Origin of the sequence: Algoriphagus aquimarinus (assembly GCF_900112005.1) — a bacterium.
Lineage (GTDB): Bacteria > Bacteroidota > Bacteroidia > Cytophagales > Cyclobacteriaceae > Algoriphagus > Algoriphagus aquimarinus.
This window is the reverse complement of record NZ_FOKK01000006.1, coordinates 125,721-150,699: the sequence shown is the minus strand read 5'-3', so window position 1 is coordinate 150,699 and position 24,979 is coordinate 125,721. Positions and strand designations below refer to the sequence as shown.

Here is a 24,979-nt window from a genome sequence, read left to right as displayed (position 1 = left end):
TTACATGAAAAGTAATAATCTATTTGCGCATCTGAAATCAGATGTTGCATCAGGTTTAGTCGTATTTCTGGTAGCGCTACCGCTATGTTTGGGAATCGCATTGGCCTCTGGAGCACCGTTATTTGCAGGAATTATTTCAGGAATCATTGGAGGTATCGTAGTCGGATTTCTAAGCCAATCCCACATAAGTGTCTCAGGACCTGCTGCGGGCCTAACAGCAATTGTTTTCGTCGCTATTACCGATCTTGGTTACGAAGCATTTTTAATAGCCGTTATTCTAGCCGGAGCTATGCAAATACTCCTGGGCTTTGTGAAAGCAGGAACCATATCTAATTACTTCCCTTCCAATGTAATTGAAGGCATGCTAGCAGGAATTGGTGTAATTATTCTTATTCAGCAAATCCCTCTAGCTTTAGGTTCAGACGTCGAAATCAGTTCTGGTTTCGGGCTGTTTGCAGACTTATTTACCGCCTTTCAAGAGATTCAACCTGGCATTTTGATTATCACTGCAGCGTCTTTAACAGTACTTATAGTCTGGAACAAAGTTGCTGCTTTGAAGAAGCTAAAGCTTGTTCCAGGTGCACTAGTAGCCGTTGCTACTGGTATCTTGATCAATGGGATATTTATAATGACAAATAGCTCCTTGGTTGTCACCCCAGAATACTTGGTGAGCCTACCTGTACCAACCAGTTTTGAAGAATTCAAAGGCATTTTTGCAACTCCATCCTACGATGCGATATTTAATCCAGTTGTATGGGTAGTCGCCTTTACCATAACTATAGTAGCATCTATTGAAACACTTTTATGCATAGAGGCTACTGAAAGATTGGATCCGTTAAAGCGATTTGTCAATACAAACATGGAATTAAAAGCCCAGGGAATTGGAAACATAATCAGCGGAGTATTAGGAGGATTGCCTATGACTTCGGTGGTAGTGAGGTCTTCTGCAAATTCAAACGCAGGAGCAAAAACCAAAATGTCCGCTATTGTGCATGGTTTACTACTACTTATCTGTGTGCTCAGTATACCAACTATTCTGAATATGATTCCAATGGCGACACTTGCCGCCATTTTATTAATGATAGGTTACAAATTGGCAAACCCAAGTACCGTCAAGCACTTTTGGCAGCGCGGGAAGTATCAATTTATCCCTTTCATCATCACCTTATTAGCAGTCGTTTTCCTAGGTTTACTGAATGGCGTAGCATTGGGAATGTTTATGAGTATTGTGTTCATTCTTAGAGGAAATATTAAAAAAGCTTACTATTTCAGAACAGAGGAATACAAACGTGGCGACGTGATCCATGTAGATTTGGCTCAAGAGGTTTCATTTCTCAATAAAGCTGCAATCAAGCTTACCCTTAACAAATTACCTGACCACTCTAACGTAATTATTGATGCATCTGACACCGTATATATCGCTCAAGATGTTTTGGATTTGATCAATGAATTTAAGATGATAAATGCCGAAGAAAAAGGCATCACCGTCGTACTTATAGGTTTCAAAAAAGCATATAAACTTGAAAATGACATTGAATCGAACAACAATGTCTACACGGAAAAACGTGTTTTATCAGAAGACAAATACAGTGAATTGTTTCAAAATTAATCCTATCCCCCACATCCTAACATTAGAAAAATGAAAGCACATACAGCAGAAACTCAAGCTACAATTACTCCAGCAAAGGCTTTAGAAATATTAAAAGAAGGCAATCAGAGGTTTATAAATAATCTGAAAATAAATAGAAATCTCCTTGAGCAAGTGAATGAAACCAAAGACGGTCAATTTCCCTTTGCCGTGGTATTGAGTTGTATTGATAGCAGAACCTCAGCAGAACTGATCTTTGACCAAGGTCTAGGAGATGTTTTTAGTATCAGGATTGCTGGGAACATTATAAACAATGACATTTTGGGCAGCATGGAGTTTGCCTGTAAACTTGCCGGATCAAAACTTATAGTAGTTCTTGGTCACAGCAAATGCGGGGCAATTAAAGGTGCATGCGCAGGAGTGAAAACTGGAAACTTAACTGGCTTACTGGAGAAGATTAATCCTGCTATTGATGAGGTTAAAAATGTAATGCCTGACACAGATCAAACTGATCCTGAATTTATCAATGCGGTGGAAAAACAAAATGTGATTTGCATGATGGACACCATTATCAAAGAAAGCCCAGTCTTAAAAGAATTATTCGAAAGTGGCGAAATAGGAATGGTAGGTAGCTATTACGACGTGGAGACTGGAGAGGTGAGCTTCATGAAAGCCAAAATTGAGGAACCAGTAACTCATTAATTAATACTATCCCATTAAGTGTGTAAACGTTGAAAAGCTGTTCTATAATTTTTCGGGCTACTTTACACATTTAATGGGATACTACCTACAAACTCGGGATTGCTTCAAGCAGCTCCTTTTCGATCAGAAAATCTCACAAAAGCTTTCTGATTATATCACTGCCTTTTGGATATAAGTTGACCCATAATTCCCATAAGCCAGTCATTCACCTTCATATCCATTACCAAGTGAATTCTATCCGTTTCGCCTTCATTTAGAACGCTATGTGGGTCAGAAAGTCGAAGATACCAGCATTCCCCTTCCTTCATTTCCACCTTCCGGTTATTCACAAAAAAGCTCACCTTATCATTGGTGAAAACGGGTATGTGAATCCGAACTTCTCCTTCATCCAAATCATAATCACGATGCTCTTTTATCTCCGAACCTGGAGTTAATTTCATCAACCTCACCGAACATTTTTCTGCTTTGAAGCTTTCCAAAACTGATTGAAAATAAGGACTGGATTCTAAGTAAGGAGTCGGGACAAAATCATAATCACCTGGAATAGCTGTCGCCATTAAGATAGGATGCGTCACCCCTTCTCTAGCTGTGAGCGGAATCACTGACCAATTCCCTTGGTAATTTTGTGTTACAAAATGGTTGATCCACTCCACTTCTATCAGTTTTTTCACCTCTTCCTGAAGCAATTGACTATCAAATTGAAATGGCAGTTGTATCCTATCTTGGTTAATCATTCTAAAACTTATATTCTTTTAAGGCCTTACCAAACTGAATGTGTTGCAATGGCCGAGTTCTATTAAAACTAAAAATCATCGCATCCTTGCAAAGTCAATCCAATTTCTCGATTTTTTAGTTCTCAAACCTAACTAACCCATGAAAACCCGATTCATTTTCTGTTTAATACTTTCAGTATTTTTAAGTACTCATTCTTTTGCGCAGCAGAAACGCACAAAAATCGGGGTCGCAGGCCTCACTCACGGTCATGTAGGCTGGATTTTGAATGCAAAAGACCGAGCTGATTTAGAGATTGTGGGCATTGCCGAGCCTAATAGAGAATTGGCAAAACGACTTACCAAGCAGCATGGGATTTCGATGGATTTGGTTTTTGACACCATGGAAGAAATGCTGGAAAAAACGAAACCTGAAGCGGTAACAGCCTTTGGAAATATATACGATCATCTAGCTGTAGTGGAAGCTTGCGCACCAAGAGGCATACACGTAATGGTAGAAAAGCCGCTAGCGGTGAGTCTGGAACATGCGCAGAAAATGAAAACGCTTGCAGAAAAACACAACATTCACCTCATTACCAATTACGAGACGACTTGGTATCCTAGCACTTTCAAAGCTTATGAAATCCTTCAAAGTGGGGAAGTGGGCGACTTGCGAAAAGTAGTGGTACGAGATGGGCATAAAGGGCCGAAAAAGATAGGCGTAAGTGACGAGTTTCTGGAATGGCTAACTGACCCAAAACTTAATGGTGGTGGTGCAATCATCGACTTTGGATGCTACGGAGCAAATCTGGTGACTTGGCTTGAAAATGGAAAACGTCCAAAATCAGTAACTGCAGTGACTCAGCAACTTCAAGCCGAGAACAATCCGAAAGTGGATGATGAAGGAACCATCATCCTCACTTATGACGATTCGCAGGCCATAATTCAAGCCTCATGGAATTGGCCAATTGGCCGAAAAGACATGGAAATCTACGGACTTACCGGAGCTATCTATGCGGATAATCCAACTGATGTCCGTGTCTTAAATGCTGAAGGCTATTCCGGATTTGAAGAAACTGAATACAACTTGGAATATGAAAAGACACCATTCGAAGACCCGTTCACCTTATTCTTAGCTGTAATCAATGGGGAACTTATACTCGATGAATATGCCCTCCCTTCACTTGAAAACAATATGATAGTGGTAGAAATCTTGTCCGCAGCCGTGGAAAGTGCTAAGACGGGAAAGACGGTTTATTTGAAGTAGAGGTGAAAGCTGGGAGACTGAAGACCGAAGAACGAAGTGAGTACTTCCCTACATAGTGTTGACCGTTTGTTTGCATGTAACTGTCAATAGGCCTCGACTTCGCTCAGCCACCGTATTCGGTGATGTAATGGGAGGGTGAAAGAGGCAGCTGCGCCACCTTTTTCACCCTCCACTAGTTTCATTCTAGCATTCGGCCCACGAGCGAAGTCGAGGGGAGCCGAGAGGAGCAGCTCGCAGAATACTATTTGGATAAATACCTATAATAGGATACACATTATCAAATAAAAAAGCCGTTCGTGTCTACACGAACGGCGGCAAGAAATACGCATGCGTAGGGGCGAATAATCATTCGCCCTTACATTGCCCCTACTACAATTCTTTAATCTTCAAATTCTTGAAAATCACACCTTGACCTTCACTCTGTAGGCCGATGTAACCCTCTTTCAGCAACTTGCCGTCTTCTTTGTATTTTGGATCAAAGCCATTGGCAACTCCTCCGCCGATCTGAGGCAAGGTATACTCCAACACCTTCACATCATTCACCAGGTGAACTACTAAGGAATCTCCGTAAACGATCAAATCAGCCTTCACCCACTCATCCCATTTGAATGTCGGAGAAGTGGAATTAATGCAATGTCTAGGATCTTTTTTCCCTTCAAAAAACACATCTGTTCCAGGCGAGCACATATTTCCTGTTGGTCTAGGAACTCCTTCTTTCTCTTCGGCCAGCATTTGCCATTCCACAGAAATAGGCCAATCCTGCTCCTTCAAAATAGTCTCTGGAGCCTGAGAATGAAACATCACGCCACTATTTCTATAAGTATAACTAGCCGCATCTTCTAGCCATTGCTCTGTAAATCGATATTCCCAAGTCATATGGAAGGATGAAAATGGTTTCTTATAAAACAGGTGACCATAGCGATCATTAAAGCCTTCATTGTAATCATCGTAATTCACCTCTATGGTACCATCGACCACACGAAAGGTGTTTTGATAGTTATCACCCGACTCATGATGATATATTTTAGCGGTCCAATCTTCCAGGTTTTCACCGTTAAACATATCAATCCATTCAGCTTTGGGTTGTTCTGCTACCTGGGTTTCTTTTTTCTCTGCACTACAGGAAATCAAGGCAGTACCCAAAATAGAGGCTACTAGTATTTTTCTAAACATGGAGGTTTAATTAGATGTAAAAAGATAAAAGTAAGATAAGGAATTCCGGGGTTTAAAAAGTCAGTTTTGGATAAGCTAACTCAATCCAAGGAAGTGTGGCAAGCGGCAAAAGATTTACCAGTCAAAAACTTAAACGCATGCTTTTCTATTTTAGCAGAGATGAAATCAGTAGAATCCATCATTTCTCCATCAATTTGAAATTCTGCGCCTTCAGGATTAGAAAGTTTACACTCCTCAACAGACCAAGACCGCACTCCCTCAACCTCATCTATATCTCCTTTAAAAAATGCCATAGTCATACGCACGTAATTTTCAGCAGTCTCAGGATTGAAAGCGATAACTTCAAATTTCCCATCATCCATGATACCATTGCAATTCACAATCGCCCCAGTGCCATACTGATCTCCATTGGCGATTACAATCATTTTAGCGATGACTTCTATGGATTCTCCACTGATTTCCAGCTGGAATTTCTTAGCCTCAGCACCAAAAATCTCTGAAAAGGAATTCTTTACATAAGCTAACATACCACGGGATTCCTCCTGCTCAAATTTCTGAATAAGGTTAGCATTGATACCAAAGTCAGCTAAGTGTAAACAAAGTTCTCCGTTGATTTGAATAGCATCAATATAATGGGCTTTGAAATCTCTTACTGACTCCCAAGAATCCACCATATCATTAATGCCCAAACATTTTGCCAGTCCATTAGCAGAGCCTAGAGGCAAAATACACATGGGTACTTTCTCCTCCTGTAGGCATTTGGCTACCAATTTTACAGTCCCATCCCCTCCGCCAATAAGTACCAAATCAGGTTTGGACTCGTTGTATTTGGCTTTAATCTTATCCTCGTCATTCTCACCGGTGGTCTCCCATAATTCTACTGAAAAATCAGGCATTCTCACTTGTGCCATTTCCAGAAGTTCTACATCGGTAATAGAGTCATTTCCAGAAACAGGGTTATAAATCAACAAACATTTTGCTGCCATTTTACCAGATATTAAACTAGTTGATAATTGATTCTTTCTCGAGTATTTCTATTGCCTGTTCAGACGACTCTATAAAATGGAAGTGATCTGAACCGTGGAGTTTCATTAATTCGCTTTCTCTAGACTTATCTAATTTGCCCACAATTCTTATAAACACATCTTTCACTCTTCCTGGATACTCCTCCATGATTTGAGCATAAATCTCAGGATCATGCTGTCCACTGTCTCCCACTATGTAAAACTGCATCTTAGGGTACATTTCCATCAGAAGCTCAATTTTCTGTAATTTATGAGAGTGATCACCACCTCCAGATCTCCAGATATTTTTAAGATTAATATGTTTGTCCTTGAGCAAGATCGGCCCATCAGGAATATGACGGAAACGTAGAAAATCCTTGATCAAATCAAACAAAGACCAATCACTGCTAGAGACATAGAATATTGGATAAATCCCGTTCCCAGTTAGTTTTTTATAAAACTCAGACACATTAGGTAGTGGTCTTCTGGTGAAAGCATTTTTAGATATTGAAAGCCAAAACTTTTTCCCAATGTCTGTAGAATGCGAAATAATGATGGTATCGTCAATATCTGAGATCACTCCCGTATCACCCGAATAGCGAATCACATCCATATGGGCAATTGGTGAATTCCTGGTTTTTGGCTCCAGTACCTGAAAAGTTACTAGTTCACTTAGTCCACTATTGGGTTGACATTCCCCAATCTGCAACTCAAAAACCCCATCCTCATCAGTGGATACTACATAGCTTTTTTCCTGAAAAGTGATTTCTACTTTAGCCAAAGGCACAGATGATCCTGCATACCTTTTCACTGAAGCAATGATATTTGACAGCCAACTTTTACGAGACGAAGGTCTACTCTGTGTATAAGCCCTAATTACTCTTCCTTTGAAAAACACCTCAGTATTATTTCCAAAGGCCAAAAAAGGTTCGACTTTGATTTTGTCCTGCTTAGAAATACTCATTAAATAACCTGCGAATTGATATACCAGTACTAGGGCAAAAATTACGCAGATTATAATGAGTCCATTTTTCATTCGAGTAGAATTAGGCGGCTATTAGATCAGATTAATGCTTCCAATCGTATTGATCAATCTGTTCTAGACATGCTTTTAACAAAGCGATGGAATCAGCAATATCTTTCTTATGAGCCATTTCTATCACCTGATGTAGATGTCTGGTAGGAATGGAAATCGCCCCTGCGATCGCTCCCTGCTTTCCCATACGTTGTACTCCAGCAGTATCCGTACCACCTGCTACCAGTATTTCAGGCTGCCAGGAAATCTTGGCTTTGTCAGCAGTCTGCTTCATGAATTCCACCATCCTGTAATCACAGATCGTCATCGCGTCCATAATCTTGATAGCTGTGCCCTTACCTAGCTCAGTCACCTTCTCATGAGCTTGAGCTCCCGGCACATCGAATGCTATGGTAGTATCCAGAGCGATCCCAAAATCAGGGTTAATCCCATGTGCAGCAACATTAGCACCACGCAAGCCAACTTCTTCTTGTACCGTAAAAGTCGCATAGACATCGTACGCTGGGTTTTCTAATTGTTTCAGCATTTCGATCAGGATAAATACTGCCACTCTATTGTCAATTGATTTACAATTCACACAGTCACCCATTTCAATCAGTTCTCGGTCTCTAGTCACCGGATCACCTATGGTAATGTATTTCTCCACTTCTTCTTTGGGCATGCCCAAGTCGATAAAAAAGTCTGTGGTTTTAGGCAATTTGGTTCGCTCTTCGGCTGACATCACGTGAATAGGCTTACTCCCCATCACTCCTACCAGATCCTTTTTCCCGTGCACTATTACGCGCTGCGCAGTGAGTGTTTTCGGATCAAAGCCTCCCAGCGTGTGGAATCTCAAAAAGCCGTTGTCATCTATATGAGTGACAATGAAACCAATCTCATCCATGTGGGCTGCGATCATTACACGCTTTCCATCAGGATTTCTCACACCCTTCTTGATGGCAATCACATTCCCTATATTATCCACTTTCACTTCGTCAACCAGTGGAGTGACTAAATCAATTACTCGATCCCGAACTCTTTTTTCAAATCCAGGTGCTCCTGCTATTTCGCAGATTTCCTTTAAAAGGCTTACGTTTATGTCCATTTTCTATTTATTCTAATTAAGATGAAATTAAGAATTTGAAATCTTTTGGCAGTAAAAAAGGCACAGAGAAATTATCTGTGCCTTCAATTTATAATGCATTTTTCCAAAAGAAGGAAAATGCTAATTCTTCCGTTTTCCTTAGTATGCTCTCACTGTCTTGCCTTCCATGAAGTTGACGAAAGACTTATTCACTACTCTCATCCCACCTGTAGTAGGATAATCACCTGTGAAATACCAGTCGCCCAAGTGATCAGGACAGCACTTATGAAGATTATCTACCGTCTGATAGATTATTTGTACTTCAGCTTTTATTTGGTCATTGGTGACAATCTCTGAGATCTTATCCGAAATCTCGTCATCCGTGAATTCGCTATAAACTCCTTTCACAAAGTTGTCTACAGAATAAGGAGACTCCACACAAGCTTCGTAAACACTATCCAATGTGTTTTCAATTTTTCTCTCCTTCAATAAGGCCAATGCTGCTCTGAAAGCAACAAATTCCTTCATCTTGGACATGTCTATACCGTAGCAATCTGGGTATCTGATCTGAGGAGCTGAGGAAACGATTATAATTCGCTTAGGATTCAATTTATCTAGCGTAGTCAAAATACTTTTCTCAAGAGTAGTACCTCGTACAATACTGTCATCGATCACCACAAGTGTATCAACTCCAGTCTTAATCACCTCATAAGTAGTATCATACACATTGGCCACGATGGAATCCCGTTCATCATCACTCGCAATGAATGTCCGAAGTTTCACATCCTTGCTCACCAACTTCTCTACACGAGGACGGAAACTTAATAGCTCATCCAAATCGCCCATATGAGGCTTGCCATCTACGAAAACTTCTCTTCGCTTGGCAGCTAAGTAATCTTCTAAGCCTTCGATCATACCCAAAAATGCTGTTTCTGCTGTATTTGGAATATATGAAAAGACTGTGTTTTTCAGATCAAAATCAATTGCTTTCAAAATCTGTGGAATAAGTGCTTTTCCTAGATTTTTTCGCTCCTGATAGATATTCGGATCAGTACCTCTAGAGAAATAGATACGCTCAAAAGAGCAAGACTTTTTCTCTCTCGCAGGCATGATTTCAGATTCCGCATAGGAACCATCCTTATTGATCACCAAGGCATGCCCTGGCTGAATCTCTTTGATGGAATTGAAATCAATATTAAATGCCGACTTGATGGCTGGCTTCTCAGAAGCCACTACAATCACTTCGTCATCTGCATAATAGAAAGCTGGGCGAATACCAGAAGGATCTCTCACTACGAAAGAAGAACCATTACCGACGATGCCTGCCATAGCATACCCACCGTCAAAATCTCTACATGATCTTCTTAGTATTCTCGCCAAATCCAATTCATCTTCGATGACCTGAGTGATCTGCTCATTGGAGAATTGGTGCTTGTACTTATCAAAAATTCGTTGATTTTCTTCATCTAGGAAGTGGCCGATTTTCTCCATCACAGTGACAGTATCGGTTTTTTCCTTTGGGTGCTGACCAAGTTCCACAAGCTTGTCAAAAAGCTCTTCCACGTTGGTCATGTTGAAGTTACCGGCCATTACTAGGTTTCGGCTTCTCCAGTTATTTTGTTTTAGAAATGGATGGCAAGTTTCTATTGAATTCTCGCCATGTGTGCCATATCTCAGGTGGCCAAGCCAAACTTCACCTGTAAAAGCAATGTTATCTTTCAGCCATTCCCCATTCGTAAGTGCATCCTCTGGGCCTATTTTCTTGGCTTTTTTGTACTTGCGATTGATCTTGTCAAAGATGTAGTTTACAGCGGAAGGCTCAACTGACCTATATCTACTGATGTAGCGAGTTCCAGGCTTCGTGTCAATTTTGACATTGGCGACACCCGCACCATCCTGTCCTCGATTAATTTGTTTCTGCATCAAGACATAGAGCCTGTTAGAAGCAAAAGAAGCAGTCCCGTACTTATCGATGTAATACTGGGCAGGCTTTCGCAGTCTAATCATTGCTATGCCGCATTCGTGTTTGATAGCGTCACTCATGGAGTCTGGCAAATGTTATTTTGAAGATTCAAAGGTAATTGTTTTTAGAAGATATATCGGGTAAAATAAGTTCTGTTTACTTCCAAAATATTTGGCAAATCCCTATTCTTTTGACTTAGCTCAAAAACCTCCCCAACCACCTCATTCCTAGTATTTATAGCTACAACATGCAGAAATTCCCCACACCATTGGCTAGTCTTTTCCTAGCAAAACTAGCCTATCTCTGCTAAATCGAAGTTGGCACAATGATCGCCTTAGTTAACTATGAATCAATTTTTCACTTAGAAAAAATGAAAAACTACTCCATTTTCGATGTAAAAAATAATTGCTCGGGCCAAAGTATTTTTTCTCTCCGGATTTATTTTCTCTCCATTCGATTGGGATGCTTCTTTTCTAAACTGAAAAATTCAGGATAAAACACCATAAAACACGATGGCCAAAATTTAGAAATCAAAAAATAGTTGCTCAATTCCCTAAGTAAAAGGCGCCGGACACTTGTCTGGTGCTTTTTTTGTTAATTACCTCTTTAAAGAAAGTAATTCATGAAGCATATATTATTAGTAGAGGATGATCTGACATATTCCAGGATTGTGAAAACCTTCTTGGAGAAAAATGGATTTTCAGTTCAAACTGCCATTAAAGTCAAAGAAGCTCAGCAACTTTTTAGCAATTCTAAATTCGATTTGATCATTGCCGACTTTAGATTACCAGATGGTACCGGCATGGAATTACTTCAATGGTCAAAAATCAATTACCCGGATACACAGGTAATTCTGATTACACACTATTCGGATATTCGGATTGCCATCAAAGCCATGAAGCTCGGCGCTTTCGAATACATCACTAAGCCTATCAACCCTGATGAGTTACTGGCAACTGTAAAAGAATCTCTATCCGCCAAAGTGCCTGAGCCAGCTTCAGCAGAACCAATAGCTGCTCCCTCAGCTCCTAAAGCCAAATTCCAAAGCAGCTACGTAATAGGTAACTCTGTAGAAGCAGAAAAACTCGAAAAGCACATTCAGCTCGTTTCTCCTACTGATCTCAGCGTGCTGGTAATGGGTGAAACGGGAACAGGAAAAGAGTTTATCTCAAGAAGAATTCATGATTTGTCTGCCCGAAAGGATGGACCATTTATAGCAATTGACTGTGGTGCCTTACCCAAAGAACTAGCAGGAAGTGAGTTATTCGGACACGTAAAAGGCGCTTTTACAGGAGCTTTGGAAAACAAAACGGGTCACTTCGAAATGGCAAATGGTGGAACTATTTTTCTGGATGAAATAGGAAACCTAGGCTATGAAGTTCAAATACAGCTTCTTAGAGCGATTCAAGAAAGGACTATCCGCAAAATCGGCGGAAATAAAGAAATCCAAATTGATGTACGGATTATTGCAGCCACGAATGACAATCTAATCGTACAGGCTGGAGATGGGCATTTCCGAGAAGACTTATATCACAGACTCAATGAGTTTACTCTAAGTGCTATTCCCCTTCGAAATAGAAAAGACGATCTGGAAGATTTTGCAGATCAATTTCTTGAAGAAAGCAATGAGCGCTTAGTCAAGAGCGTCAAAGGCTTCTCACCGGAAGTTTGGGAGATTTTCCTTGGATACGACTGGCCTGGCAACTTGCGGGAATTACGAAATATCATCAAGCGCGCAGTTCTCCTTTCTGCAGGTTCGCATGTAGAGAAGGAAGCTCTTCCAGCAGACCTTTATGAGCCATCCACGAGTTTCGCAGGAGCCAACCCAAGCTCTAACTCGTATTCCAGACAAGCTGAATTACCTTCGCCTAAAGATTATAAATCTCAGTGGGTAGAACAGGAAAAGGAACTGATTCAAAAAGTACTGATGGACACCAAGTTCAATAAATCCAAAACAGCAAGGATTCTAAACATGGACCGTAAAACGCTTTACAGCAAAATGGAAAAATACGGACTAGACTAGTACTATACGTTTACTGTTTTGTCGATGGTCTCGGTAAGCGCTGCCAGCAAGATGCGGATTTCCTCATCTAGTTGATTCAGCGTATCGCCGAGGCCATTTTTATTGCCGATTTTCAGGCTATTCTCCACCTTTCGGGCAGTTTGACCAGCTGAACTTTTTATCTGTCCCAGACGGCTACCCAACTGATGGCAGATCTCTAACACTTCGTCAAAATCATCATTCAACCTCGCATTCTTTATTTTCTCAAGATCTTTACGGGTCTCCTCTACCAATTCTCGCACGATATCTTGCAGAAGCAATTCATCTCCCATACAGAAACGAGCTAAGTCTTTTAGCTGGAACAGAGAACTTTCGGATTCACTTATTTTTTGATTCATTGGTAAGTCTTTCACTGCATGATTTGGGAAGAATTTACCCAAAATCTCAATCAATACACGCTCTTGGAAAGGCTTAAAAACTATTTCGGTAAAGCCACTTTCCACCATTTTTTCTCGCTCTTCTACAAAGACGTTTGCCGTCATTGCTAGAATAGGCATTTCCTTATACTTGTCTATTGACCTTAGCCTTTTCACAACATCAAAGCCAGAAAACTCCGGCATCTGTATGTCCAATATCGCTAAGTCGAAATCTACCTCCACAAACTCATCCCTGAAGTTAGAACCTCCAGGATATGCAATAATCGAAGCTCCAAAGTAACTCAGTATAGTCTCCAAGTATCTAATCCCTACTTTATCGTCGTCTACAAGAAGAATTTTCAGCCCAGAAAGATCCAAAGAAACTATTTCATCAGGGTTGAATTCAGCAACCTGGGATTCAGTAGCCGCCATCGGCAACTTCACCAGCATCGTAGTTCCTTGATGCTCTACGCTTGAAGCGGTGATCTCTCCATCCATTAAGGATACTAAGCGCTGAACGATCGCCAAACCAAGCCCTGTACCTCCATATTTCCTGGAAATGGACGTGTCTGCCTGATCAAATTCCCGGAACACTTTTTCGAGAACTTCCGCAGACATCCCTATCCCAGTGTCCAGTATTTCTACAGTTAGCAGACCTTCTACCCACCCCACATTTACGCAAATTGACCCCTCTGAAGTAAATTTGAATGCATTGGTCAGCAAGTTGTTTAGTATTTGCTTTAACCTCAATTGATCTCCTATCAACCATTTATTCTCAGGCAAATCTAAGGACCAATCAAATGCAAGCTTCTTTTCGGCAGCCTGCAACTCGAAGAAATTCTGCAAGGAGGAAAAAAGTGATTCTGGATCAAAGGGATGAGCTTCCAACTTCAATTTACCGGCTTCCAGTTTGGAGAAATCCAAAACTTCATCCACGATTTCCATAAGCGTATCCGAAGCAAAGCCGATCATTCTAAGGTGAGATTGTTGGCTGGAATCCAGCTCGGATTTCTCCAAAACAGATCTATAGCCCTGAATCACATGAAGTGGATTCCGGATTTCATGACTCATATTCGCCAAAAACTCTTGCTTTGATCTCGCCAACTGCTCTGATTTCAGTCTGGAGATCTCAAGATTTTCCTGATAGCGCTTAGTTACTTTGATTTCTTTCAAAATGGAATAAACCATCACTGCAGCCCCAATCACGGCTAGGAATACAATCATGATCAGAAAATAAGTCATGTCGTAGGTTAGCTTATAAGCTGAGTCATTTTGGCTATTCGACTTCTCCAGTGCACGCTGCTGAAGCGTGCTTACTAGGTTTTGAATGGTGTTGATAATCTTGCTTTGACTGATAGAAATGTCAGCTTCCATTTTCGCCAATTTCTGCCGTTGAAACGACTCCTCGCGATTGACTCGGTTGATTACACCTTTGATGTTATACAGGACGCTATCCAAAGTCTGCCCCTCCGGCAGGTTGGAATCACGGAGGTTTTGCTTTTGCAAATCGCGCAAATACGCAATAGACTTATCCTCTTCCTTGGTTATAATTGCCTTTGGCAATTCATTATTAGCCTTCGCCTCCTGACGGGAAGACATCTCCTGCTCCAGTTCGTTAAAAAGGTAATCCTTAGGATTGATTTTCTCAATGGGCTTCAATTCCAGACTAGCTGCCCGACGGCGAATCCCAAGTTCGACCTTGTTCAGCGCCTCCTGAGTGAAATTACGATTCGCCAAATTTGTCTTTACCTCATACAGATTCACATACCCGACGATAAGGGTATCCAGATTAGTCTGCACGCTTTCTATGTAGGTGTTTTCCAAGGAATCCTCAGCAAGAGCGCTTAATTCCTGAAGTTTTTCCTTGAGGGAAATTACACTTGAATCCTGAACTCTAAAGTCCGCATCTATTCCAGAATGATCCAATTGGGTGATCTGGACAATCTCAGACTGTAGCTTGTTTAGCAGATTGAGCTTCTGATTAGGTTCAGCCAGCTCCTTCATGGTTTCTAGAAGCCGATTCTGGGTATAGTAAGTCAACCCAGCCATTCCTATCAGGAAAATAGCGGCTATGAAAAAGCCGGTAACGACTTTTCCGGCTGTACTGGAACTTGGGGATTTTCTCTTCATGAAAAACACATTACCCCAGGAACCAATAATTATTCCAAGTGGGGATTAAAACTTCAGAACGGTATAACCTTTTGGTACATACGTAGTCACCGTAGTCAAGGCCGAAAGTGCTACATGAACACCATCGTATAAATCAGCTTTTTCTAAATTTCTAGCTCGCATGGACTGCCCGCAAACCAGTATTTCTACTCCGGCAGCCTCCAGCGCTTTGTAAACAGGGATGTTAGGATTATCTACACTGTAGCGTTTCTGATAGACTTCATTATTCATTAAGGTGGAAATGGCACCACCATGAACCACCACTTTCACATGCATGCGATCCTTTGAAACGCCTGCCAAGCCATGAAGATTCATCATTCGAGCAACATTATCTACCCATCGACTTACCTCTGCATCATCAGTCGCTGCGGTAGTCATGTCCACTAAGATATAATAATCCAAGCTTCCATCTGGTCTTTCGGTTGCATCAGGAACTTCATATATTCCCCCAAAGCCCTTAACTAGAGGGAATTGAGCATCCTGAGCAAATGAAAACTGGGTAGCAAAAAGAGCAAGGCAAAAGATAGCCGAAGCGAAGAATCGAGTCATAAGTGTGTAATTAGCCCGAAAATGTAAGAAAAATATAAGGGAGGAAAGAGCCCGTTGGTGGAAAAAACCTCATCCTAGATAGTAGTTGAATATTCAAGCCACCTTTCTTGTCATCACGAACTGTAAAAGACACAAAAAGAGGCTCTTATTTTAAAATTGATAAATTCCAAAATCTTAACAATTTGAGTAGTTTAGACTATGGAATTAGAAGAAGATCTAAAAATTCAATATGATAGTCTTGAAAGTGAAATTTCAAAATTTCGAAAGTGGGCCATATTTCTGGCCTTTGTGGCATTCATTCCATTTCCAATAGCCGCAATTTTCAACTTTATTATTTTCGATAGTTTTTTGACTTTAGCAGATTTCGGAGGTTATGTAGGAGGTGTCGCTTCGCCATTTGGCGCCATTTCAGGAATCCTTTTTGTCTATGTTGCCTTTCTAGGGCAAAGACAACAACTTTTATTTACTCAACAAGAAATAAGAATTAATCAAATAGAACTTAGGGAAACAAGAGAGGAAATCAAAGGCCAAAAAGAGCAACTAGAACTTCAGAATAAACAATTTCAAATTCAATCATTTGATTCCACATTTTTTAAACTAATTGATTACTACAGTGATCAAATTGACAAAAATTTTCCGTCAAATACGCAGAGCGTCCGCGCAAATTTTAAGTTATTTGGAGAAAAGCTGCAGAAATTTTCTAGTAAGGATTATAGTGAAAAAGAAACCAGAGTTGAAATTTTAAATAATAGAGGAGATTATTTCAATAGCTATTTTGATAAATACAAGGATCAAATTGAATTAATAATGAGATGCGTTTATAGTATTACAGCACACATTCATTCAAACAGAGAATTGATTGACATAAAATATTATCATAATCTATTTTATGGGGTATTAAGTAAAACAGAGATAAATCTTATTTTTTACGGATTTCTCTCGACATCTGGTATTTATACTCCCATTCATGAAAGGATTTTAGCGCAGTTTTTAAGAAATTTTGAGGCCTCAAGACTTTTTGCAACCACAGACAAAAGTCTCCTTCAGGAAATTCCAGAACCTGAATAAAACTATGTTAAATCCCTCCGCTAAGCGTAATCAAAAACTACGCTTTTCTATTCTATTGGATTTGAAATCCATTTTTTAGACCCTCACCGACAACATTCGTCTCATCACTCAATGAAAACTTACTGCGCCTCAGTTTGTGTCTTCACAAACCGAGGCGCAGTAAGTATAAATAAGTCCAGCTTCCGGAAAAGTAGGAGCTTTGTGACCTCCGAGATTAAATAAACCCTCAAATAATAAGTTAAAAAATTCATTAAAACCCCAATGCCATTTTGAAAGCAAAACAGATAATAATACTTATTTTCTTTTAAACCCCACCAACCACTTTATCAAACTCCTACGTTTGGAAGGATTCGCGATCGCCCATATTACCCCGATATACAGTAGAGTGATCAAGAAATAGATTATCGCCATAGTTCAAATATAAAAATATGCAACTATTCCTGCCACAAGTATCAACCAAACACTGCTACAAATTTCGTTTTGTGAGACACAAATCGAGGCAGGAATAAATAAATCCAGCTTCTGGAGAAGCAGGACAACTTGGAGAGACTTCTCCCTCTGTTCGAAATGACCAAAGTCACCACTTTACTCACTTTATGCCTGTGAGGTAAAAAAATAACAGTTTCTTAAGAAAAGACTCTCTACAAAACCTTTGCAATTAGTAAATAATACCAGCTTTCATGTTGAAAAGAGTCCTTCTTTTCTACAAAACTTTGTTCAAAAGATGATTCGCCTGAATTAATAAAATAATCTGGATCTGCTAGTTTTTCACCGTAAACAGGAATATAGATTAAGTCATCTTCCGAAAGATGAAGTGCAGTATCAAAAAGCTTGAAAAATGGGTTTTTCGATGATAGGGCAAAGGTTGTCATCTCCTTACTCTTCTTGTCATAAATGCCATTTTTAATTCCAGCGCTCTTAACAAAGTTGAAAACTATATGATTGTCATTTTCTAAATACATAAAGCCATTAAAAGATTCTCCCCGGCTTTTATCCATCATCACTTCCGGTGATGCCACTTTGCTAAAGTCACCTTTGTTCTCAATAATATAGTTACTCAAAAGGCCGCTTTCATATTTTATCCTGAAGTCCTTTGAAGCATTATCATACACATAGATCAGCTCATCGTAAGGTTTAGAAAAATAGACCTGATCACTACTTTTTGCCAAGAAGCCAGACATAGGTATGATCATATTCTGAAGGTTATCATTGTATCCAAAATAGCTTTGTAAAATATTCCCTTGTCTATTCAATCTAAAAATATTCATAGTATCAATAGAGGTATTATGATTTGTATAGACCAAAAACTCGTCATCACTTACCGACTCGATTTGATCTCCAAAAAGATTTATGTGGATCTTCTCCTGAAACTCCCCTGTTTCAATATCATAAGCAACTAAAGATCTTTCCGCATCAGACATCATATAAATACTTCCATTGCTTATTGCAAAATCCCTAATTGATTGATATTCTTCAGGACCTTCCCCCTTCTGCCCAAAAGTCCTTACAAAATCTCCATTCTTATCAAACATATACACCTTAGTAGAGCTTTTATCGAAAATGACATAATTGGAATTATAAAGCTCCAGTTTCGTGATAGAGACCAATTTAATAGAGTCTGGCGTAGAAAAATCGATCAAATCAACAAATTCAAACGCTTCATCCACTGACTCAATTGGATCGTCAAGTTTCTCTATCAAACCCAGTTTTTCAACTGTTTTTTGTTCTTCCACTCTTTCTCCACAAGAGAATAAAGAAACCAGAACCAGTACACCTAAGTATTTTTTCATAAGATTAAAAACGAATTGAATTTACCTTCTTTGGAGCCTGATCAAATTTGAAATTAAAAAAAACTCAGCCCAACACTAAAACTCATACATAATACGAAAATTAGAGAAAAGACTAGTTGAGGCTATTTAAATATTTTAGCCTATTACTGGAGTGGGTTGACTGGGAACGGTTGATGACTTTTTGCAATTTTGTTTCTTGACACCACAAAGCGAGGCTAGGCAAACGAACCAAGTCCAGCTTCTAGAGAAGCAGGACAACTTGGAGAGATTTCTCCCACTGGTCGAAATGACCGAAGTCACCACTTTGCGTTCTTTGCGGCTTTGCGGCTTTGCGGTTAAAAAAACTCGTAAATCTCAACTCTAAAAATGCCCTCGTAAATCGTACTTCTAAAATCGTAAATAAAAAAGCCTCAACCGAATAAACGATCAAGGCTCTGATTGTGCGCACGAGAAGATTCGAACTTCCACACTACTTAAAGCACCAGCCCCTCAAGCTGGCGTGTCTACCAGTTTCACCACGTGCGCGGTTAACAGTCTGCAAAAGTATCAGACTTGCCTATTCCAAGCAAACCCGAGGTAAACCTTTTACGATTATTTTCTTGGGAATTACCCGTAAACTTTCTTTTCTGCGGATAACAGCGTGTTATAGAGCAAAGAAGCAATGGTCATCGGCCCTACTCCACCCGGTACTGGCGTGATTGCAGAAGCGATTTCAGATACCTCGTCAAACTTCACATCTCCTACCAACTTGAATCCTGATTTCTTGCTAGCATCTTCGATTCTATGAATACCCACATCGATTACCACAGCGCCTGGCTTTACCATATCGGCTGTTACGAAATGAGGTTTGCCCAAAGCTACGATCAGAATATCAGCAGTTTTGGCGATTTCCGGAAGATTAGTAGTTCGGCTATGTGTCAACGTCACGGTTGCATTTCCTGGATAGCCATTTCTAGCCATCAGGATACTCATTGGGCTTCCCACGATATGAGATCTACCGATCACCACGCAATGCTTGCCTAAGGTCTGGATATCATATCTCTTCAGCAATTCTATAATCCCGTAAGGAGTTGCAGCAACGTAAGCTGGCCAGTTTAGCGCCATACGACCCACGTTAGCTGGAGTAAATCCATCCACGTCCTTCTCAGGCTTGATCTTATCGGTTACTTTCTCCACAGAGATATGCTTAGGCAAAGGAAGTTGTACGATCAATCCATCTATATCCGGATTCTCATTGATTTCAGCGACCACTTTCAACAATTCTTCTTCAGAGACATCGTCTTCCAGTCTCACCAAAGTAGATTCAAAACCACATTCTCCACATGCCTTCACCTTTGCATTTACATAGGTTTGGCTTGCGCCATCACTTCCCACGAGAATAGCTGCCAAATGAGGAGTTTTACCTCCCTCAGCTTTTATTTCCGCTACGCGAATAGCGATTTCAGATTTGATTTCAGAGGATGTTTTTTTACCGTCGATTAAGACCATGTGATTTACGATTTTTGATTTACGATTTACGAGGTCTATGACAACCTCATACTGTTTTTACAACTTCAAACAGATCTGATTTAAGCCCCGACTACTATCTATGCCTCCAACCCTTAATTTATATATTGATCCTTAAATTCTATTTCAGAATTAAGAGGATCTTGATGTTTTTATGCTAGCAACAACAATAGCTACTAGCTCATCTGCTTCTTTAATTAGTCTTTTGATCTCGGGTGATAACTCCAGATCAGCATTTATTTCATCTATCACTTCAAGAAAGAACTGACTTTCATCTGCCTCTTCCTCCACTATTTTCAATTTATTGATAAAATCAGCTTTTGACTTCGCCCGCCCAACTGCTCGATAATTTGCTGCTACGGAACTCGAACTTCTGATCAGTTGATTTACATAACTATTAAACTCTCTAGTATGCGGCAACTTAGAACACAATCTCCAAACATCAATCGCAAATTGCTTTGTCCTTCGAATCATTTCCTGTTTCATAAATGCAATATTTATATTCTAGTAATATAAATAAAGGCAACTATGAAAAATCAGGAATGAAGTGCATTTGATCTCGTAAATCGTAAATCAAAATTCGTAATTCAGACTAGTCCAGCTTAAGCACTGCCATAAACGCTTCCTGAGGAACCTCGACGTTTCCGACTTGTCTCATACGTTTCTTACCTTTTTTCTGCTTTTCTAGGAGTTTACGCTTACGGGAAATATCACCACCATAACACTTCGCCAACACGTTTTTACGCATTGCTTTAACTGTTTCTCTAGCGATAATTTTCTGCCCAATAGCTGCCTGGATAGCAATTTCAAACATTTGACGTGGAACCAATTCCTTCAGTTTCTCGCAAAGTCTTCTGCCCCAATCATAAGCTTTATCTCTGTGAACTACAGCAGAAAGCGCATCAACTGGCTCTCCGTTTAGCATCACATCCAGTCTCACCATGTGCGAGATTTCGTATCCTTTCAATTCATAATCCAAAGAAGCATAGCCTCTGGAAATGGTTTTCAGCTTATCAAAGAAGTCAAAAACAATCTCAGCCAAAGGCATGTCGAAAGTCAATTCAACTCGTTCTGCAGTCAAGTAAACCTGGTTTTTGATCTGACCACGCTTGTCCATACAAAGCGTAATTACCGCGCCCACATATTCTGAGGCAGTGATAATAGAAGCTTTCACATAGGGCTCCTCGATGTGCTTCATCCGCGTAGGATCTGGCATATCGGATGGCGCATTGATAATCTGATAGGTATCGTTGGTCATCAAAGCTTTGAACTGAACCGACGGAACTGTAGTGATCACAGTCATGTCAAATTCACGCTCTAAACGCTCCTGGATAATCTCCATGTGAAGCATTCCCAAGAATCCGCAACGGAACCCAAAGCCCAAAGCCATGGAAGTTTCAGGTTCCCAAACTAGCGAAGCATCATTCAATTGGAGTTTCTCCATAGAATAACGAAGTTCCTCATAGTCCGTAGTTTCAACAGGATAAATACCCGCAAAAACCATTGGCTTTACGTTTTCAAAACCCTGAATTGCTTTATCACAAGGTCTCTTGATGTGCGTGATCGTATCACCCACTTTGATTTCCTTGGCGACTTTCACCCCAGAGATCAGGTAACCTACGTTACCAGCGCTCATGGTTTGCTGAGGAATTTGGTTCAAGCCCAAAATCCCGATTTCATCCGCCTCGTATTCTTTTCCAGTGTTGACAAATTTGATCTTGTCACCTTTACTGAAAGTACCGTTGAAAATCCTAAAAATAACCTCAACTCCACGGAATGGATTATAAACCGAATCAAAAATCATCGCTTGAAGCGGTGCATCCGGATCTCCTTTAGGAGCTGGGATTCTATTGATCACCGCTTTCAGGATATCATCAATACCGATTCCTGTTTTGCCGGAGGCCAAAATAATATCTTCTCTATCGCAACCGATCAGATCAATCACCTCATCGGCAACTGCTTCTGGATCGGCTCCAGGAAGGTCAATTTTATTCAGAACTGGAATAATTTCCAGATCGTGGCCAAGTGCCAAGTATAAATTGGAAATAGTCTGCGCTTCTACACCCTGAGATGCATCCACGATCAGCAAAGCGCCTTCACAGGCAGCAATCGACCGGGAAACCTCGTATGAAAAATCCACGTGACCTGGGGTATCAATCAGATTGAGGGTATATTCCTCACCTTCGTGAGTATATTTCATCTGGATCGCATGAGATTTGATCGTGATACCACGCTCACGCTCCAAATCCATATTATCCAACAACTGAGCCTGCATATCGCGATCTGCGACAGTATCAGTTTGCTGTAGTAATCTATCCGCCAGTGTACTCTTCCCATGATCAATATGGGCGATGATACAGAAATTCCTTATTTTTTGCATATCCATTATTGGCGCAAAAGTAGTAAATAACTAGCAGAAATGAGAATCTAGAAATCCAATGATAGCCGTTCCAGTGACAAATCAACTGCTGATTTTAGCAATTATTTTGGCAAATGTACCTAGTGAGAAAAAATACAAATGGGTAATTTAGATAAAAACCATGCTGATGAACTCGAAATGAATAGCACCGATAGAAGAATTAGAGCAGTTTCTCGTTCGAAAAGCGGACTGATTTTTCCTCCACCAATTTCACCATCTGGCAATTCAACTCTACCTTTGAACCTCACCTATATTGATTCACCTTGAGGTACCTTATTCTTTTTACTACTGCTCTTTTTCTACTTGCTTCTTGCTCCACTCCAAAACCAGTAGAAATTTCTATAGTTCCTTATCCAGCCCAAATGGAAACTGGAAATGGAAACTTCAACCTGAATTCCAGTACACAGCTTATCGTAGAGGATCAAGGTGCTTTTTCAGAAGAAGTCGCATTTTTTCAATCCATGATGACACAGGCTATTGGCCAAAATCTCTCGGAAGCAGATGGAAAAAACGTCATTGAGATCCGAAAAATAGAAGCTTCTGAGAATCCTGAATCTTATCATCTGAAAATCACCCCTGATAAAGTGACCCTGGAAGCAGGAGATGCAGAAGGCGTATTTTATGGTTTGATCACTTTACGCCAACTTCTTCCTTCAAGCATGGAGTCTGGCGAGGTCAGTGACGAGATAAATTTGCCTGAGCTAGAAATCAAAGATCAGCCGCAGTACGAATGGCGCGCCATGCATCTGGATGTCTCCAGGCATTTTTTCTCTATGGATTACCTTCGCCGCTACGTGGATTTATTGTCTTTGTACAAGCTAAACAAGCTGCATCTCCACCTGACCGATGATCAAGGCTGGAGAATAGAAATCAAAAAATACCCAGAGCTCACTGAGCAAGGCGCATGGAGAACTTTCAACAGCCAGGATTCTATCTGTATAGATAAATCCAAGGAAGACCCACGATTCGCTTTGGAGCCTAAGCACATTGAAATGCGAGATGGAACGCCTTATTATGGCGGATTCTATACGCAGGACGAGCTTCGGGAATTTGTCAGTTATGCACAAACCAAGCATGTAGAGATCATCCCGGAAATTGATATGCCAGGTCACATGATGGCTGCTATCGCGATTTACCCAGAACTTGCCTGCAATGGTGAAGCTGCATGGGGCGATCTTTTTTCTACTCCTCTCTGTCCCGTGAATGAGGAAGTTTACACGTTTGTAGAAAATGTATTAACTGAAGTGATGGATATTTTCCCATCAAAATACATCCATATCGGAGCTGATGAGGTGGAGAAAAAGACATGGGAAGAATCAGTAGCTGCCAATAAGTTTATGAAAGAAAACGGCATGCAAAGCGCCGATGAACTGCAATCATACTTTGTAAATAGAGTTTCTGCTTTTCTTCAAAAAAACGGCAAAGAGGTAGTGGTCTGGGACGATGCCATGGCGGGTGGAATTGACTCCAATTTGAAGGTAATGTATTGGAGAAATTGGGTTGCGGGCGTACCTGATAAAGCCGTGCAAAATGGCAATGAGGTGATATTAGCTCCTGGAGATCCATTCTATTTCTCCACTCCCAATTCCAAGTTGTTTGATATTTACAATAAGCCTTTGCTCGGCTCAAAATTCCCTGAAGAATTGAGACATAAGATTAAAGGGCTGCAGGCTTGTCTCTGGACTGAAACTATCCCTTCTGAAGCATTAGCTGATGCGATGCTTTTCCCGAATGTCTTGGCTTTGGCAGAAAGAGCTTGGTCATCTGAGTCTTCTCAGGATTGGAATTCTTTTAAAACCCGACTTAAAAACCAATTGCCTCGTCTGGATCAATTAGGTGTAAAGTACGAGTATAACCCTACCACGAAGCTTATCCCATTTATGAATGTCGATACGGATGGGCAGCGAATCGGCATCACCTTAGAAAGTGAAATCAGTCAGCCTACTATTTATTATACCACAGACGGCACCCAGCCAACTTCGGAATCGTACCTCTATAAAGGAGAGTTTTTTGTAACTGGAAGTGCGACTATCGTGGCGGCAGTTTTTCTGGAAGGTAAAATCACCGATCCAATATTGACTAAGCAAGTGGATTATCACTTGGCTATCGGCAAACCTGTAGAGTATAGAAAATCTTGGAACAAATCCTATCCCGCGGGAGATGCAGGAAGCATGACCGATGGCTATCGAGGAGGCGAATCCTATAACGATGGCAGGTGGCAAGGCTTTACTTCTGATTTTGATGTGACGGTGGATATGGAAAAGGAAACTACCTTAAATTCATTCTCGGCAACCTTTATGCAAGTGGCCGGCCCAGGAGTATTTATGCCGGGCTTTCTGGAAGTTTCTATTTCTACTGATGGGGAAACCTTTGAAACTGTACTTCGAATCGATAATGATGTTGCAGCCACCGAAAAGGAGAAAGTACTTAAAGACTTCAAAGGATCACTGGAAGGAAAACAAGCCAGATACGTCAAGGTTTTTGCGCCAAATGTTCAGAAAGGATTTCTCTTTGTGGACGAGTTGGTGATTAATTAATCATTTTTGAAAATTAA

Annotated in this window: 18 protein-coding genes and 1 tRNA gene; 6 read left to right on the top strand and 13 right to left on the bottom strand. The window is 40.5% G+C overall.

The window, feature by feature from the left end; translation table 11 throughout:
* Positions 1-4 precede the first annotated feature (4 nt).
* Positions 5-1,609: a SulP family inorganic anion transporter gene (locus BM291_RS09835; protein WP_092896785.1), complete on the top strand. Its 1,605-nt coding sequence runs from the start codon at positions 5-7 to the stop codon at positions 1,607-1,609.
* Positions 1,610-1,639: 30 nt separating this feature from the next.
* On the top strand, positions 1,640-2,290 hold the full coding sequence (locus tag BM291_RS09830) for a carbonic anhydrase family protein (protein WP_092896783.1): 651 nt from the start codon (positions 1,640-1,642) through the stop codon (positions 2,288-2,290).
* Positions 2,291-2,445: 155 nt separating this feature from the next.
* On the opposite strand, the gene BM291_RS09825 is transcribed toward BM291_RS09830, so the two are convergent.
* The gene (locus BM291_RS09825) at positions 2,446-3,024 is read right to left on the bottom strand and encodes an aspartyl/asparaginyl beta-hydroxylase domain-containing protein (RefSeq protein WP_092896781.1); all 579 of its coding nucleotides are present in this window, start codon (positions 3,022-3,024) and stop codon (positions 2,446-2,448) included.
* Positions 3,025-3,163: 139 nt separating this feature from the next.
* Here BM291_RS09825 and BM291_RS09820 point away from each other — a divergent pair, with 139 nt between their 5' ends.
* Positions 3,164-4,267, top strand: coding sequence for a Gfo/Idh/MocA family protein (locus BM291_RS09820; RefSeq protein ID WP_092896779.1), 1,104 nt, complete (start codon positions 3,164-3,166; stop codon positions 4,265-4,267).
* Positions 4,268-4,636: 369 nt separating this feature from the next.
* Here BM291_RS09820 and BM291_RS09815 read toward each other — a convergent pair whose 3' ends face one another.
* From BM291_RS09815 to BM291_RS09795, 5 genes are all read right to left on the bottom strand, one after another.
* Positions 4,637-5,440 (bottom strand): 3-keto-disaccharide hydrolase, encoded by an 804-nt coding sequence (locus BM291_RS09815; RefSeq protein WP_092896777.1) that lies wholly within the window; start codon positions 5,438-5,440, stop codon positions 4,637-4,639.
* 80 nt (positions 5,441-5,520) lie between these two features.
* A complete protein-coding gene (locus BM291_RS09810; protein ID WP_092896775.1) occupies positions 5,521-6,426 on the bottom strand; it encodes a diacylglycerol/lipid kinase family protein in 906 nt (301 codons plus the stop codon).
* Between the two features lie 16 nt (positions 6,427-6,442).
* On the bottom strand, positions 6,443-7,480 hold the full coding sequence (locus BM291_RS09805) for a phosphatase domain-containing protein (RefSeq protein WP_245786825.1): 1,038 nt from the start codon (positions 7,478-7,480) through the stop codon (positions 6,443-6,445).
* A gap of 31 nt (positions 7,481-7,511) precedes the next feature.
* Positions 7,512-8,564: a M42 family metallopeptidase gene (locus tag BM291_RS09800; RefSeq protein ID WP_092896771.1), complete on the bottom strand. Its 1,053-nt coding sequence runs from the start codon at positions 8,562-8,564 to the stop codon at positions 7,512-7,514.
* 138 nt (positions 8,565-8,702) lie between these two features.
* Positions 8,703-10,586, bottom strand: coding sequence for an amidophosphoribosyltransferase (locus BM291_RS09795; protein ID WP_092896769.1), 1,884 nt, complete (start codon positions 10,584-10,586; stop codon positions 8,703-8,705).
* A 542-nt stretch (positions 10,587-11,128) separates the two neighbouring features.
* On the opposite strand from BM291_RS09795, the gene BM291_RS09790 reads away from it, so the two are divergent.
* Positions 11,129-12,529, top strand: coding sequence for a sigma-54-dependent transcriptional regulator (locus BM291_RS09790; protein ID WP_092896767.1), 1,401 nt, complete (start codon positions 11,129-11,131; stop codon positions 12,527-12,529).
* A 2-nt stretch (positions 12,530-12,531) separates the two neighbouring features.
* Here the strand turns inward: BM291_RS09790 and BM291_RS09785 are convergent, their stop codons facing one another.
* Together BM291_RS09785 and BM291_RS09780 are read right to left on the bottom strand one after the other, a co-directional pair.
* A complete protein-coding gene (locus BM291_RS09785) occupies positions 12,532-15,054 on the bottom strand; it encodes an ATP-binding protein (RefSeq protein ID WP_092896765.1) in 2,523 nt (840 codons plus the stop codon).
* 45 nt (positions 15,055-15,099) lie between these two features.
* Positions 15,100-15,642, bottom strand: coding sequence for a DsrE family protein (locus BM291_RS09780; protein ID WP_092896763.1), 543 nt, complete (start codon positions 15,640-15,642; stop codon positions 15,100-15,102).
* 198 nt (positions 15,643-15,840) lie between these two features.
* Between BM291_RS09780 and BM291_RS09775 the strand changes: the two genes are divergently transcribed.
* Positions 15,841-16,710, top strand: coding sequence for a hypothetical protein (locus BM291_RS09775; protein ID WP_092896761.1), 870 nt, complete (start codon positions 15,841-15,843; stop codon positions 16,708-16,710).
* 641 nt (positions 16,711-17,351) lie between these two features.
* Here BM291_RS09775 and BM291_RS09770 read toward each other — a convergent pair.
* The 5 genes from BM291_RS09770 to lepA all read right to left on the bottom strand — a co-directional run bounded on the left by BM291_RS09770 (position 17,352) and on the right by lepA (position 22,392).
* A complete protein-coding gene (locus BM291_RS09770; RefSeq protein ID WP_092896759.1) occupies positions 17,352-18,500 on the bottom strand; it encodes a 6-bladed beta-propeller in 1,149 nt (382 codons plus the stop codon).
* A gap of 441 nt (positions 18,501-18,941) precedes the next feature.
* Positions 18,942-19,025, bottom strand: a tRNA-Leu gene (locus tag BM291_RS09765).
* Positions 19,026-19,106: 81 nt separating this feature from the next.
* Complete coding sequence (locus tag BM291_RS09760; protein ID WP_092896756.1) at positions 19,107-19,988, bottom strand: bifunctional 5,10-methylenetetrahydrofolate dehydrogenase/5,10-methenyltetrahydrofolate cyclohydrolase; 882 nt, start codon at positions 19,986-19,988, stop codon at positions 19,107-19,109.
* A gap of 150 nt (positions 19,989-20,138) precedes the next feature.
* Positions 20,139-20,492: a four helix bundle protein gene (locus tag BM291_RS09755; RefSeq protein WP_092896754.1), complete on the bottom strand. Its 354-nt coding sequence runs from the start codon at positions 20,490-20,492 to the stop codon at positions 20,139-20,141.
* Between the two features lie 106 nt (positions 20,493-20,598).
* A complete protein-coding gene (gene lepA, locus BM291_RS09750; protein ID WP_092896752.1) occupies positions 20,599-22,392 on the bottom strand; it encodes a translation elongation factor 4 in 1,794 nt (597 codons plus the stop codon).
* 296 nt (positions 22,393-22,688) lie between these two features.
* Between lepA and BM291_RS09745 the strand changes: the two genes are divergently transcribed.
* The gene (locus BM291_RS09745; RefSeq protein WP_092896750.1) at positions 22,689-24,962 is read left to right on the top strand and encodes a glycoside hydrolase family 20 protein; all 2,274 of its coding nucleotides are present in this window, start codon (positions 22,689-22,691) and stop codon (positions 24,960-24,962) included.
* Positions 24,963-24,979: the final 17 nt, after the last annotated feature.